General features: G+C 33.7%; 16 protein-coding genes. 14 read left to right on the top strand and 2 right to left on the bottom strand.

What is annotated here, in order from left to right; all coding sequences use genetic code 11:
• Window positions 1-713 precede the first annotated feature (713 nt).
• The 11 genes from BM121_RS19660 (at window position 714) to BM121_RS21865 (ending at window position 11,323) form a co-directional block, all read left to right on the top strand.
• Complete coding sequence (locus BM121_RS19660) at window positions 714-1,001, top strand: DUF378 domain-containing protein (protein ID WP_091485910.1); 288 nt, start codon at window positions 714-716, stop codon at window positions 999-1,001.
• A 230-nt stretch (window positions 1,002-1,231) separates the two neighbouring features.
• Window positions 1,232-2,560 carry a spore germination protein gene (locus tag BM121_RS19655; RefSeq protein ID WP_091485908.1) on the top strand — a complete coding sequence of 443 codons (1,329 nt, stop codon included), beginning with the start codon at window positions 1,232-1,234 and terminating at the stop codon, window positions 2,558-2,560.
• 8 nt (window positions 2,561-2,568) lie between these two features.
• Window positions 2,569-3,624: a GerAB/ArcD/ProY family transporter gene (locus BM121_RS19650; RefSeq protein ID WP_091485905.1), complete on the top strand. Its 1,056-nt coding sequence runs from the start codon at window positions 2,569-2,571 to the stop codon at window positions 3,622-3,624.
• 3 nt (window positions 3,625-3,627) lie between these two features.
• On the top strand, window positions 3,628-4,713 hold the full coding sequence (locus BM121_RS19645) for a Ger(x)C family spore germination protein (protein ID WP_091485902.1): 1,086 nt from the start codon (window positions 3,628-3,630) through the stop codon (window positions 4,711-4,713).
• 154 nt (window positions 4,714-4,867) lie between these two features.
• Window positions 4,868-5,698: a sulfite exporter TauE/SafE family protein gene (locus tag BM121_RS19640; RefSeq protein ID WP_091485900.1), complete on the top strand. Its 831-nt coding sequence runs from the start codon at window positions 4,868-4,870 to the stop codon at window positions 5,696-5,698.
• A 15-nt stretch (window positions 5,699-5,713) separates the two neighbouring features.
• Window positions 5,714-7,099, top strand: coding sequence for a bifunctional metallophosphatase/5'-nucleotidase (locus BM121_RS19635; RefSeq protein ID WP_091485897.1), 1,386 nt, complete (start codon window positions 5,714-5,716; stop codon window positions 7,097-7,099).
• Between the two features lie 131 nt (window positions 7,100-7,230).
• Window positions 7,231-7,539: a YunC family protein gene (locus BM121_RS19630; protein ID WP_091485895.1), complete on the top strand. Its 309-nt coding sequence runs from the start codon at window positions 7,231-7,233 to the stop codon at window positions 7,537-7,539.
• A 112-nt stretch (window positions 7,540-7,651) separates the two neighbouring features.
• The gene (locus BM121_RS19625) at window positions 7,652-8,746 is read left to right on the top strand and encodes an HD-GYP domain-containing protein (protein WP_091485892.1); all 1,095 of its coding nucleotides are present in this window, start codon (window positions 7,652-7,654) and stop codon (window positions 8,744-8,746) included.
• 64 nt (window positions 8,747-8,810) lie between these two features.
• Window positions 8,811-9,602 carry a sporulation protein YunB gene (yunB, locus tag BM121_RS19620; protein ID WP_091485889.1) on the top strand — a complete coding sequence of 264 codons (792 nt, stop codon included), beginning with the start codon at window positions 8,811-8,813 and terminating at the stop codon, window positions 9,600-9,602.
• Between the two features lie 111 nt (window positions 9,603-9,713).
• Window positions 9,714-11,195, top strand: coding sequence for a sodium-dependent transporter (locus BM121_RS19615; RefSeq protein ID WP_091485887.1), 1,482 nt, complete (start codon window positions 9,714-9,716; stop codon window positions 11,193-11,195).
• 26 nt (window positions 11,196-11,221) lie between these two features.
• On the top strand, window positions 11,222-11,323 hold the full coding sequence (locus tag BM121_RS21865) for a methionine/alanine import family NSS transporter small subunit (protein ID WP_139220293.1): 102 nt from the start codon (window positions 11,222-11,224) through the stop codon (window positions 11,321-11,323).
• Window positions 11,324-11,352: 29 nt separating this feature from the next.
• Here the strand turns inward: BM121_RS21865 and BM121_RS19610 are convergent, their stop codons facing one another.
• Window positions 11,353-12,309 carry a M23 family metallopeptidase gene (locus BM121_RS19610; RefSeq protein WP_091485884.1) on the bottom strand — a complete coding sequence of 319 codons (957 nt, stop codon included), beginning with the start codon at window positions 12,307-12,309 and terminating at the stop codon, window positions 11,353-11,355.
• A gap of 119 nt (window positions 12,310-12,428) precedes the next feature.
• Here BM121_RS19610 and BM121_RS19605 point away from each other — a divergent pair, with 119 nt between their 5' ends.
• Window positions 12,429-12,704 (top strand): YutD family protein, encoded by a 276-nt coding sequence (locus tag BM121_RS19605; RefSeq protein WP_091485881.1) that lies wholly within the window; start codon window positions 12,429-12,431, stop codon window positions 12,702-12,704.
• Window positions 12,705-12,718: 14 nt separating this feature from the next.
• Here BM121_RS19605 and BM121_RS19600 read toward each other — a convergent pair whose 3' ends face one another.
• Window positions 12,719-13,000, bottom strand: a complete 282-nt coding sequence (locus tag BM121_RS19600; RefSeq protein WP_091485879.1) for an SAV0927 family protein — start codon at window positions 12,998-13,000, stop codon at window positions 12,719-12,721.
• Window positions 13,001-13,439: 439 nt separating this feature from the next.
• Here BM121_RS19600 and BM121_RS19595 point away from each other — a divergent pair, with 439 nt between their 5' ends.
• Both BM121_RS19595 and BM121_RS19590 read left to right on the top strand, forming a co-directional pair.
• Entirely contained in the window at window positions 13,440-13,676 is a 237-nt protein-coding gene (locus tag BM121_RS19595) for a helix-turn-helix transcriptional regulator (protein WP_091485876.1), read from the top strand.
• Window positions 13,669-14,016: a DUF2178 domain-containing protein gene (locus BM121_RS19590; RefSeq protein WP_175495511.1), complete on the top strand. Its 348-nt coding sequence runs from the start codon at window positions 13,669-13,671 to the stop codon at window positions 14,014-14,016. The genes BM121_RS19595 and BM121_RS19590 overlap by 8 nt, the downstream gene beginning before the upstream one ends.
• The last annotated feature ends 38 nt before the right edge of the window (window positions 14,017-14,054 follow it).

Genomic DNA, 14,054 nt, shown 5'->3' with positions numbered 1-14,054 from the left:
TTGATTAATAATCATTTTATTTTTTGTAAATTGTTTAGATCTTAGTTACCATAATTTCTACAGAATTGAGCTAACTTTGCAAAAAGGTCCTCAAATATAAATCGAGAGTCAATCGACTCATATACTTTGATAGGACGATATTTACCGGAATGAATATATTTCATATTTTCATCAAATAAAGGAGCGGGTTTCCATGTCCATTTACCACAATCTGAATATAGTATTACACCAACAGCTGGGGAATCACCAAGCAAGCGGTATTCTGAAGGTCTCGATACGCTTTGATTGTTAAAATTAATGAGCTGCTCTACTAAACCGCATGTACAATTGCATATTGATCATCTACTTCATTCTTAGCATCCGTATTGATAATTACCCTTGTTTTCTTTTCTTCTGATATAATAAATTCCATTTTAATAAAACCTCCATCACTATCTTTTTTAGCCAAAAATAAAAATTCTAATTAATCGATCTCTCTATTTGGTAATAGAGAGGTAATTTCTAATATCATTACATACACTTCTTCATCACCCAACAAATTTCCTGCAAATACATCATATTTATTTAAATTTTAATCCATACTAATAAAGTAGCAGGCCTCATATCTAAACACAGCCGTTGCTCCACACCCATCACTAATAAGTGGTGGGTTCTTATTGCTAAATATAAATGTTCAATCGTATAATAATACTCTTATGAAGGAGATGATATGAATACGAATTGCTTTAGTATTAGTAATAATTGGTGCTATAAATTGGGGTCTAATTGGATTATTCCAATTTGATTTGGTTGCATCTATATTTGGAGGACAAGATGCTCCACTATCTAGAGTCATCTATACATTAGTAGGAATCGGTGCTTTATGTTGCTTACCTTTATTATTTACTCCCTTAGCTGATGAAGATAAGAGAGGTGCTGAAAAGGGAAGGAACTTAGCTTATTCTACTGAGTTTGCAGAGGAAAATGATCCGTGTGAATTTGACAATGATAAAGAGAAATGATCAATTGTATATTCGTCATTTGATAGGACCGATTTTTCAATCGGTCCTTGTTCAATTTATATTATCGTAAAGAGGAAAAACGTAATTACTTTAATCCGGCTATTCATAAGAAGGGTTTGACTATAATGGTGAGCTGAAGCCGATCATTATGATGTGTATATGTCTGTATAAAACTGTTAATAATAGGAAAGTTAAATTTATAATCTTATGATATGAAGGGATTTTTAGTTATGGGTGAAGTTTCCAAAAAAGTAAAAAAAAGATTTAAAAACTACGATGATTTTTTTCAACAGGAAACTTATCTATACAAAGAAATAGTAGAGATAATGGGATTCAATACGTTAATCAATATTCCTAAAACAAAAGATATTCTTCAGGAGTATACAAAAAGTGTGCATACGCCTGATATGACTTTGGATGATTTCCTTAAAACAATAGGCGAAGTGAAAGAAGGAAATATAGATGATGCTATTCAATCTATTTTTGAGGGAAAATTGATCATTTGCTCTAATAAAGGCCAATATGTAGTTGTTGATCCTATTCCAAAGGAACTGAATCGTTCGATAGAGCCACCTTCTAACGAAAATGTACTACAAGGTTCGCAAAGCTCCTTTATTGAGGATCTCGAGACCAATATAGGTTTGATTAGAAAAGAAAAAACTTCAGAGAAATTATGTGTCAACTCTTATTCGATGGGAAAGAGGCAGAATAAAAAATTAGCATTATTGTATATTGAAGGTAATGTCAACAAAGATATATTAAGCGAAATGCAAAACCAAATTGAAAAAAATATAAAAAAAGAATTACAAAATCAACAAGATTTATCTAATATACTGGGTTTTTCTCCTTGGTTAACAATGTCTAAATTTCACACATCTGAACTTCCTTCAGAAGCAGTGAAAATGCTACTCCAGGGTAGAGTTGTATTATTTATAGATAGGTTGCCAATTGCATTTATACTTCCAAGTTTAATATGGGATATGTTTACGATAGAAAATGAACACAATTACCCTTATCCCTTAATGATCTTAATACGTGTTCTGCGAGTATTAGGACTCTTGACAACGTTAATAGTGCCAGGTTTATACGTAGCACTTGTAGCTGTTAATCCAGGAGTTTTACGAATAGAGATGGCATTATCCATTGCCCAAAGCCGCCAAGGAGTACCCTATCCCGCGTTAGTTGAAGTTCTTATTATGTTATTAATTTTGGAATTAATTCTTGAAGCTAGCGTAAGGTTGCCAAAAAGTATTGGTCCTACTATTACGATGGTGGGTGGTATTATTTTAGGTCAGGCTATTGTCGATGCAAAACTAGTGAGTAATTTATTGATTATCATTTTAGCTGCGACTACTATTGCTAATTTTACAATTGTAGGTGTTCAAAATTCACTATCCATAAGATTATATAAATACTTAATCGTTATTTTTGCATCTATATATGGTGTTTTTGGTCTTTTAGCTGGAATGTTATTAATTATAGCTTATTTATCTAGTCTAAAAACATTTGGAGTATCTTATCTAAACGTCAATCTCGAAAGGGATGTTATTAAAAGGTGAATAAAAACTTGCAGGTAATTTTAATGTATTTTATCACACATGTCGGGTTAATTTTTTTTATGTATCCAACAGATATAATAGAAAGTGCAAGTCGAACTCACTGGGTACCGATTTTTATTGGAATGGTATTTCATCTTGTTTTTATATGGATTTATATGAAAGGCTTAAGTTATTTCCCAGGAAAAAACATTATTGATATTTACATGGAAAAGGGAAAGGGACTTTCCTTAATTTTTTTAATACCAATTATAGGTTATTTTTTCTTAGCTAATATTACTACGGTTAGAGCATATTCAGAAATAATAAACATTGTTTTTCTTTCTGAAACACCATTATGGGCTACAATGATACCTTTCCTTTTTATTGCGACTTATATAGCTGCGAAAGGATTAAACGTAATTTTCCATACTGCATTTATAGTAGCATGTGTGTTTTTGCCTCTTTTTTTATTTATTTTTATTCTTTCTTTTCAAAATGTAGACTGGAGATACTTTTTTCCTTTATTTGATATTGATTATTCATTTATCTCAAATCGTTCTTATTATAAAAGCTTTTTCTCTTTTGCTGGCGTGTTTTTATTTCTTGGTTTTATACAGCCATATCATACTTACGATAGAAAAAAAGTGTTACTATCAGCAATCCTACTTCTTCCATTTTTTCTCTTTTCAGTGTATGTTCCAATCCTGACTTTTGGACAAGCAACTTCTGCTACTTTTCAATTCCCTTTTGTTACAGCCCTTGATTCCGTTTATATAAGCTGGCTTGTATTTGATAGAATCACGATGTTTTTTTTGATAAGTTTACTTATCTTTATTATGATTTTTCTTTCCTTGTTACTATGGATGGTCTCTAGCATTCTTGTTCATTTTGTCCCAATTGTGAAACATAGCTATGTATTATATTTCCTTTCTATATTGATATTCATTATTTGTGTAATGTTACCTGATTGGAAAGTGGTGGAAAAACTTTTTTGGTGGAATACTTATTTTAGATTTTACGTTATTTTAGTCATTCCTTTTTCGGTTTTAATTTTTGGAGTAAGATCCAAAAGGAAGGTAAGATAAGCTATGGTTAAATTACGTTTAAAATTAATATTTCTTGTCTTTGTTATAGTCACATTAACGGGGTGCTGGGATACTAAAGATATTGATCATCGCCTTTTACCTGTGGCAATGGGAATATCCAAGGAAGGGGAAGAATACCAAGTTATTCTTCAGGTTCCAGAGCCAGTTGAAGGTCAGATGAAAAATAGAATCATAAAGGAATCAGGACAAACCATAACGAAAACAATAGATACACTAAGTGGAAATATGGAAAGTCAAATAGACTTACTTCATGTAAAAGTGATTTTAATTGATAAGCAATTAGCGAAAGAGGGAGTAAAAGATGTCATTTCTGGTTTTATGAGGTCAAGAGATGTATCCTCAAATGCTTTAGTTACTATTTGTGATGAGGACATTGAAAAGTTTTTCAATACAGTCTCGAATGATTTAGACGTAAATGCTATAAACCTGTTTGAATTCTTTGAAAAAAATGCCGGCTGGACTCCACAAATAGCCTTAACAAGGGTTTGGCAAGTATACCGTAGCGTTCATTCTTATACTCATGATGTTGCTGTTCCAATTGTGGTTTCAGGAGGAAGTACGAATATTAGGCATATGGGGTCAGCAGTTATGAAAAATGGTAAAATGGTGGAAACAATCACGCCTGATGAGACCCTTCTTATTAATGCTTTCAAAGAAGAAAGTGCCCAAGGTAGAGTTGAGGTTAGCGATCATGCAAGTGTATTAATTATTAGCAATAAAACTAACAGCAAGAGTAATTTTATCGATGATGAACCCAGTTTAGAAAATGTAATTAATTTAAAAGTAGTCCTATTAGAAACAAAAGATGATCATACAATTGAGTTAATTAAAGAAGAGCTAAGTACTATTTTGCAAGAAAGATTTGATGGAATGTTCACAAAACTACAAGAAAGTGAAGCCGATATTTTAGGGTTAGGGCAGCATTTTAGAAATAAAATACCACGGAGAGAATTGAAGGATTGGCGTTCTAAATACTATCAGGAGTTGAAAATGGATTTAAGTATAGAAATTGATATTCAAAACACCGGATTCTTGAAATCTAATTCATCGGATCTGTCAGCTAATTGAGAATAAAATTAGAGATTCACTTCTGAGTTGATCCCAGTTGATTAACTTGTTTGGAATTTCGTTTATACAAAATCCTTGATTGGATAAATTCCTCTGTTACCTTTATAATAAATAAGAGTTACTTATCACAGCAAAGAGATTGTAGGGATAACTTTTGGTTATTATTATTTGTTTATTAATTGGATTATTATCAGCTATGTTAGGAAGTATTGTAGGATTTGGTGGAGGGGTCATCCTGGTGCCAATTTTACTAATCCTTCATTCAATCACCCCATTGTTTGATTGGGCTGATGCAAGTACGGTAGTAGGTATATCCTTGATTATTATGATATTTACTGCAATGTCATCCACTTATGCTTATGCGAAAAGCAAACGAATAGATTATAAAAGCGGATTATATTTTATTGCAGGTAGCCTGCCTGGTGGTGTTTTAGGGGCATGGTTAAACGAGTTTGTTGAAACAGATTTATTTTCGCTGTTTTTGGGTATATTTATGTTATTGATCTTTACCATGTTCTTATTTAAGAAAACACCCAATCAGGATAAAGAAAACATAAATATGGACACTTCACATAAAGTGGTTCGTGAGGTGAAGATAGGGGATACCACATACCGTTATACTTTTTCACCGTTTATTGCAATTGCTATTGCTTTTATGGTCGGAATGTTGTCCGGCTTTTTCGGAATTGGTGGAGGTTCTTTGATGGTTCCTGCTATGATCATACTGTTCGGTTTTCCGCCTCATATAGCAACTGCTACTTCCATGTTTATGATCTTAGCACTTAGTCTTGTAAGTTCTACTACACATATTGCATTAGGTCATATAGAATGGATGTATGTATGGGCATTTATTCCAGGTGCGTGGTTTGGTGGAATTTTAGGTGCGAAAATTAATCAACAACTTTCCAGTAAAGCAGTAGAGTATTTATTAAGAACCGTCGTATTTTTGATTGGTTTGCGCTTAATTTGGCAAGGTTTGTTTTAGGGAGGGCTTGTCTTTATGATCGAACATATTCATTTTTATTACTGTAATGACTTACATAGTCATTTTGATCAATGGCCGAACATCGTACATTATTTTAACAAAAAGAAAAAACAGCATGCTCAAGCAGATGAACAAAGTTGGAGAATTGATATCGGGGACCATGTAGACCGGTTCCATCCAATTGCTGAAGCTTACAACGGAAAAGCTAATGTTGAATTATTAAATGAAGCCGGCATTGATTTTGCAACCATTGGAAATAATGAAGGTATTACGCTGGAGCATGAACATTTATATCATTTATATGATCAGGCCAATTTTCAGGTTACTTGCGGTAATTTAAAACCGTTAAATAAAAACAAACCATCTTGGTTGCAACATAGCATTACGATACAAACGAAAGAGAACTTAAACATCAAATTATTTGGACTGACTGCACCGTTTAATGCTTTTTATCATCCTTTAGGTTGGCATGTTGAATCACCATACGATTATATAGAACGTGAAATTAATGAATTGAAAAGAGATGCCGACATACTGATATTACTTTCTCACTTAGGATTATCTGAAGACCAATTAATCGCGGAAAGATATCCTGAGATTGATATAATTATTGGCGGTCATACCCATCATTTATTGAAAAATGGGAAAGAGATTCAAAATACATTATTAACTGCTGCCGGTAAACATGGAAAATTTGTGGGAGAAGTACATATTGAGTGGGACCATCAATTAGATAAAATAGTGAATAAACAAGCATATACAGTGGAGACCGAACATTTGAGTCAAGATCAAGATACCGTCAACAAACTGGAAAAAATGAACAATCAGGCTCAAGAATTATTAAATAAGCAAGTGACTTACTTAGAAAACAGTTTAACCGTTAATTGGTTTGAACAGACTCCTATTATTGACTCGTTAACAGATAAATTAAAAGACTGGACTAATGCTGATATCAGTATGTTAAATGCAGGCATATTGTTAGAAAATATCGGAGCAGGCGAAGTTACTTATGGAGACATACACCGGATTTGCCCTCATCCGATTAATCCTTGTACAGTAAAACTAAGAGGCATTGAAGTACTGGAGATTGTACGTGGTGCTCATGATGAGGCTCTTATGCGGTTTGAGTTAAAGGGTTTTGGTTTCCGCGGAAAAGTCATGGGTAAATTTATATTTAGTGGTATTGACATTGATACTGATATAGATGAAGCAGGAATTGAGCATGTTCACCATGTTACCTTTAATGGACATGAAATTGAGCATGATAAGGTGTATACTTTTGCGACTGCAGATATGTTTACATTTGGACAAATGTTCCCGGAAATTGCCAGGTCGACGACAAAGGAGTTTTATTTGCCAGAGTTCATGAGAGATTTATTGGCGGATGCCTTAAGATCGTAGTTATGATAATAGACACAATTATACACTCCCTTCATATTTTAAACTATAAGAATGTATGAAATTTTTATGGATTAAAGTATAAGAAAAACGCGATAATTCACGTTTTCTAATATGGAGAGGAGTGTTTTTTTGTGATGGAAATGAAACCAATTTTTATAAAGAATCATCCTTTTACAGCGATTTCGGTAAAGCTTCCACATACGAATCTTTTAGTGATTACGAATGAAGTAGGGTATGTAATGTGTGGAGCATTAGATGTAGATTTATTAAATGATCTATTGACTGATCGTCCCATTGTTGCAGGGCGAGCTATCGGTGTGAAGACAATCGAAGACTTGCAACAAGCTAAGCTGGATAAAGTGACCAACCATTCAAAAAATTATGGTTGGAAAGAAGGAATGATTATTGAAGAAGCATTGTTGAAAATAGCAAACAAATAAGGGTCAATTTTACTAGTTTTAGTCATTTAATAATAAAAAGGTTATGAAAATAGTAGATTATACCGACATTATCTGATAAAATTTTACCAAAATAGCAGATGGGTGTTAGAAAATGAGATTAATTCCAACAAAATTGATTCGAGCAGGAATTGAATTAGCAAAACCTATATATGATGCACATGGTCGAGTCTTATTACAAAAAAATGTGCAATTAACCAAGTCCATGGTTGATCGTTTGAAAAATTTAGGGATAACCTATGTATTTATTCGTGATGAGGATACAGATGATATCATTGTTCATCCTCCGATTCCCGAACAGCAAAGGATAGAAACGCTTCAAAAAATAAAAGAGGCATTCCAATCTTTAGAATTAGAAGATCTTACGAAAAATAATTATTTGTTAGAAAAAGCTACATTTAAATTAGAACAATTAGTAAAAGAAATTGCAAAAGAATTAAGTAAAAATGATGAAGTTATTCATTATTTATCTGACTTATTTATTATTGATGACTACGTCTATTCCCATTCTCTAAATGTGAGTATGTATACACTTGCACTAGCACAGGCATTGAATTTAAAAAATAAAGATATGGAACAATTGGGGTTAGGTGCAGTTTTACATGATATCGGTAAAATAGTTATACCAGAAGAAGTTTTAAATAAGCCAGGAAGACTTACGAACATGGAATTTAAGATTATGCAAGCACATACAGAATATGGTTTTGATTTGTTGCGAAAATCTCATAATATTCCGCTACATGTTGCACACTGCGCCTATCAGCATCATGAACGGTTAGATGGAACAGGTTATCCGCGAGGTATCCATAAGGATGATATTCACCCATTTGCCAGAATTATAGGTGTAGCAGATGTTTTTGATGCGGTGACAAGTAATCGAACATATCGGGACGCGATGTTGCCACATGAAGGATTAGAAATCTTATATGGTGGAGCAGGAACTCAATTCGACCTACATCATGTAGAAATGTTTAAGAAGACGATTGCAGTTTATCCTAATGGCTTAAACGTTTATTTAAGTGATGGTAGAGAAGGGGTAGTTGCACGTCAAAATTCGCAAATGTATGAACGTCCAGTAGTTCGAGTGCTGAAAGACAATGATTTAAAAGTAAAGCCGTATGATTTAGATTTATCAAAGGTATTGGATGTCATGATCGTAAATATGGAGCAATTAATTACAGGTAGATAAAAATTTATATAATTATATCTAAATATATCCCTTCAATCATATGAATGAATTGGGGGGATTTATAATGCGGAGAAAAAAATGGAATAGACGAAAAATAGGTTCACCTCCAGCTAATCAATTAGTTATTATTTCTTTTTTCTTTTTTGTTCTCGTGATGATTACAAGTATTTTAATTGTAAACGAGGGAATCAAACCAGTACTGATGGATTATGCGAAATTTCGTGTAGAGCAGATTGCCAACCAAGCAATGGGAATAGCTGTTAGCAAAAAGATTAATGAAGATCTAGAAGCTGGGGATTTAATACAAGTACAACAGGACGATGAAGGAAGAGTAGAAAATTATATTTTTAATGCAGTAGTTGAAAATCGTGTGCAAAGAAATGTTCAATATCGTGTAGAAAATTTTCTTAAGTTATTGGAGAAAGGGGAACGGCCTGAAACCGGTGTACCTCTTGAGGTAGAAATGGACCTCGAGCCATCTGAACAAGAATTACTTAATGATGTAAGAGAACAAGGATTATTAGTGGAAGTTCCTTTAGGCCAAGCATTAGGGGTTCCTATATTAGCTAATCTCGGGCCAAAAGTACCAGTGAATATGGAAGTGATTGGTAGTGTTGAAACAGAATTAACGAGTAAAATCGTTGAAACTGGTATAAATGGCGCGTATATTCATGTTAATGTGCATATAGCAGTAGAAATGATGGTAGTGATACCCTTTGCTTCCGAGCCGTATAAAGTGGTTCAAGATATTCCTGTAACAAAAGTATTTCATCCTGGTGATGTTCCGAATTATTATAATGAAGGTGGAGAGGGATCATCTGATCTTTCTATTCCAATAGATCCAGATTTAGAATAATAAAATATTCCTATATTTTCCTTTGACAGAATATTCAAAAGTTCGATATAATTTCAAAGATTAAAACTATTGTTAATATAGAGAATATTTAAAAAGGAAGGAGTTAGGTTAATGGAAAACAGATCACAGTGGGGCACACGTCTAGGTTTCCTTCTAGCAGCAATTGGGTCTGCAGTAGGTTTAGGAAATATCTGGCGTTTCCCTGCAACAGCTTTTGAAAATGGTGGAGGTGCATTCTTTGTTCCATACTTATTTGCATTATTAACGGCAGGTATTCCACTACTGATTATGGAATATACAATTGGACATAAGTATCGTAGCTCATCACCAAGAAGTTTTTCGAAGATTAGTAAAGGTGTGGAATGGATAGGCTGGTGGCAAGTCCTTATTTCATTCGTTATTTCTACTTACTATCCAATTATTATTGCTTGGTCTATTATGTATGCCTATTTCTCTTTTGGAACTAAGTGGGGTAATGACCCGACAGGATTCTTTGTTGGGGACTTTTTAAACCTTGCAGATGCTGGTACATTCGGTTCAGTGGTACCTGCTGTAATGATTCCTTTACTTGTTGTCTGGGTAATTGTGTTATTCTTCCTAGGACGAGGTGTTAAGAAAGGTATTGAGTTTGCTAATAGAATCTTTATTCCGACATTATTTATTGTGTTTTTCATTATTGTTATTCGCGCAGTTACATTACCTGGGGCAATGGAAGGTTTAGATGCATTTTTTAAACCTGATTGGGGTAGTATTTTTGATGGTTCTGTTTGGGTTGCAGCATATGGTCAAATTTTCTTTAGTTTGTCGATCGCATTTGCTATCATGATTACTTATTCTTCTTATTTACCCAAAAAGTCTGATATTACTAATAATGCGTTTATCACCGGTTTTGCGAATTCATCTTTTGAACTATTAGCTGGTATTGGTGTTTTTGCGGCACTAGGATTTATGTCAGTTCAAGCGGATACAGATATATCTGAAGTAGTTGAAAGTGGTGTCGGGTTAGCGTTTATGGTGTTCCCTGAAATCATTAGTCAAATGCCTGCATCCGGATTCTTTGGATTCCTGTTCTTTGCAGCCTTGTTTTTAGCAGGTTTATCATCCATGATCTCGATTTCAGAAACCTATATTGCAGGTTTACAGGAGAAGTTCTCGATTTCACGTGGGACAGCGGTACTGTGCGGTGGTGGTCTTGCATTGCTCGTTTCATTATTCTATGCGACCCAAGGTGGACTTAACCTCTTGGATACTGTTGACCACTTTATTAATAACTATGGTGTTGCCTTAGCTGGTCTATTTGAAGTAGTGGCGATAGCATGGTTTGCTCGTTCATTAAAAGATTTACAAAATCATGCAAATTCTGTATCAGACATTAAACTTGGTATATGGTGGAGAATTTGCTTAGGTTTTATTACACCGCTTGTATTAGGCTGTATGATGATACTAAACTTGAAAACGGAAGTATCACGTCCATATGAGGACTACCCATTTGATTTCTTATTCAACTTTGGCTGGTTAGTAGCAATTGGAGCGATGTTGTTAGGTGCAGTGATAACTATTAAAAAATGGCCAAGTAAAGATAAAGAATCATAAATTTCGTCTAAAAGGAGGTTTGCTTCATGTCTGGTAGTGCAATAGTTATGGCAGTGATTGGTATTGTTATTATATGGGGCGGCTTAGTAGCAAGTATAATAAAAGCAAGAATTGCATCCAAAGAATAAATATAAAGATCCGTAAAGTGATTATCACTTTACGGATCTTTACTTTCCCATCGTTTTAAATGTGGATAGGGATCAAATGACCATTCTGTTTTACCATTATCTTTATACATACCATAATGTAAATGGGGCGGGAATTTTCCAGAGGTTCCTGGAGGGCCATAACCAGTGGAGCCGACAGATCCGATCGCTTGCCCTGCTTCCACGATATCACCTATTTCCAGACCATCAGTAAATCCATTTAAATGAGCATAGTAATGATATCTGTTGTAGATATCACGAATACCAATGCGCCAACCACCAAATTTATTCCAGCCTTTAAGCTCTACAACACCAAAAGTGGTAGCTCTTACTGGTGTTCCATAACCAGCAAATATGTCAGTTCCTTCGTGAATTCTCCTTCCACCAAATCCTCTAGCATCACCCCATGTGTTATGGTAGGTGTAATTATAACCTTTTGGTATTGGAAAAGCTGTTTCATCAAGACTGATTTTTTGATACGTTTTAAACAGACGGGCATAGTTCATAATAGATAAAACAGTTAATTCTCGGTGATAATAATTCCAAAGTGCTGTGCGAATATCTTGATCTGAATGTCCGTATTGTTGAAGATAATGGGCCATCGTATATAAAATATCATATTCATTAGTGTGATCGGCTGTTTCGTCACCATCACCATCTCTTCCAATACCATTAAAAAATTCAAGTACACTTTCAGCAGTTGGTTCGTTGGCAGGAGTAAGTCCATACCATTTTTGTTCAGGGATCTTGATCCTAATTAATGAATTTTCATCTGACTGATCGGAATTAATATTGGATTCATAACGGTTAATTGCTGCTAAATAATACCAAGGAATTAATGTGATAGCTTCCATTTGTTTATATAGGCTGATTTTTTCTTGATCGATATCCACATTTTCTTCTGCATGTGCTATAGTAGAAAGAAGCAAAAAAATTGTGAATGTTAATAATAAGCAACGCTGAATCAAAGGATATAGCCTCCCTAGTTAATTTTTCAAAGGATAACGTTAGTTTAGGTTATAAACTTTGATTTCATGCTAGTAACTTTTGTTAAATTTGAATATTGCAAAAAAAGGTGTGAGATATAGTGGTAGAAGTTCAAGGTCATTGTTATGAAATCATTAAGGACTATCGTAACGGTTTTGAGGAAGAAGCGTTTAAGGAAAGATTTACAGATATTTTAAGTAAATATGATTTTATTGTAGGAGACTGGGGTTATGAGCAGCTTCGTCTCAAAGGGTTTTATGATGATCAAAGCCCTAAAGCATCTTTTGATACAAAAATTAGTACCTGTGAAGATTATTTATACGAATATTGTAATTTTGGTTGCCGTTTTTTTATTGTTAAACAAATTGAAAACTAACACATAAGGATGTGTTAGTTTTCGTTCAATAATGGCTTGATGAATAACCTGAAATCCTCTGCTTCTATTTCATTGAATTGAAAAGCATGTTCTACATAATAATTTTCTTTAAGTTTGTCAATATTAATACGTGAGTATTTATTCGTATTAAGGTCTACTACAAGACAGTCGTCGCCGAATGCCGGAGAAGATATAACCGCTAGATCAAACCTCTCCATATCTCCTTTAAAACTAACAAGCCGTGTAGTACTTTGTTCTGTTTCATTTTTGATAAATTTTAATTTTTCATCACTCATCAACATCACTCCCTAATCCAAATTATAGTCATTTCTCCCTTTTCTGTAAATTATTTAAAGAACAGCTATCGATGAAATTTTCAACTGCGAAGGTATCTTTTTTAGACTTGCCTTCTTTCATTCTTTTATTGATGATTGCTTGATCGTTGCTGCGGAAAAATACTCCCTTTCTGAGGATCAGGCATTGAGCAAACTTGGTAAAGTAAAGCACACCATTGCACTAATAAATATTATAAGATGCACCATCAAAAACCTTAAATTAAACCAGATCGATATGTGAACCTGACGAAATTCATACTTACGTCAGGTTCTTTCTGCATTCTCGCTCTTGTTAAATCAAAGTAATACAATCTTTAGTTAAAGTATTTATATCTTTTGTATAAGTTTACTTTACTTTTATAAAATTAAAGTTTATAATATTTTTTAAGAGGTGATAGTCATGAAAAAAAAGTCTGGTGATTCGATATCCAATAAGGTTTATGAATATCGTGTGCTTGCCAGAATGTCTCAGAAAGAATTAGCAGAGAAGGTCGGTGTTTCCAAACAAACCATTTTCGTAATGGAAAAAGGAAATTATGTTCCGACTCTGCTGTTGGCCTATCGAATTGCCGAATTTTTTAATGTTGATGTTAACGATATTTTTACTTATGAGAAAGGAAATGATTCAAATGAATAACCCTGATGAAATATCACATACAATCTTTTATCCTTTAAAAACATGGGCGGAAGCATCACCTGGTAATTGGAATATGCTTCTAGGCAGTGGTTTTGTATTGCTTTTAGTTGGCTTGATTCTGATATATGCATATTCCCAAAAAATAGGTAAACCTGACGAAAGAACAAATCAAATACATTTAAGAAGTGCCTATATTTTATTATGGGTAGTAATTTTGTCCGACATAATTTTCCCAAAAGATTATATGTGGCAAATTTTCTTCTTATTCAAGTATTCTCTTGCATTTATCGCTTCAGGAATATATCTAGCTGTTCGATATAAAAAGGATTTTTCTAACTAAAGGACACCAAACAGGAGGATTGGAAAATGTTTATCAAG

This window comes from Gracilibacillus orientalis, from assembly GCF_900114645.1.
Taxonomy (GTDB): domain Bacteria; phylum Bacillota; class Bacilli; order Bacillales; family Amphibacillaceae; genus Gracilibacillus; species Gracilibacillus orientalis.
This window is presented reverse-complemented; position numbering and strand designations above follow the sequence as displayed.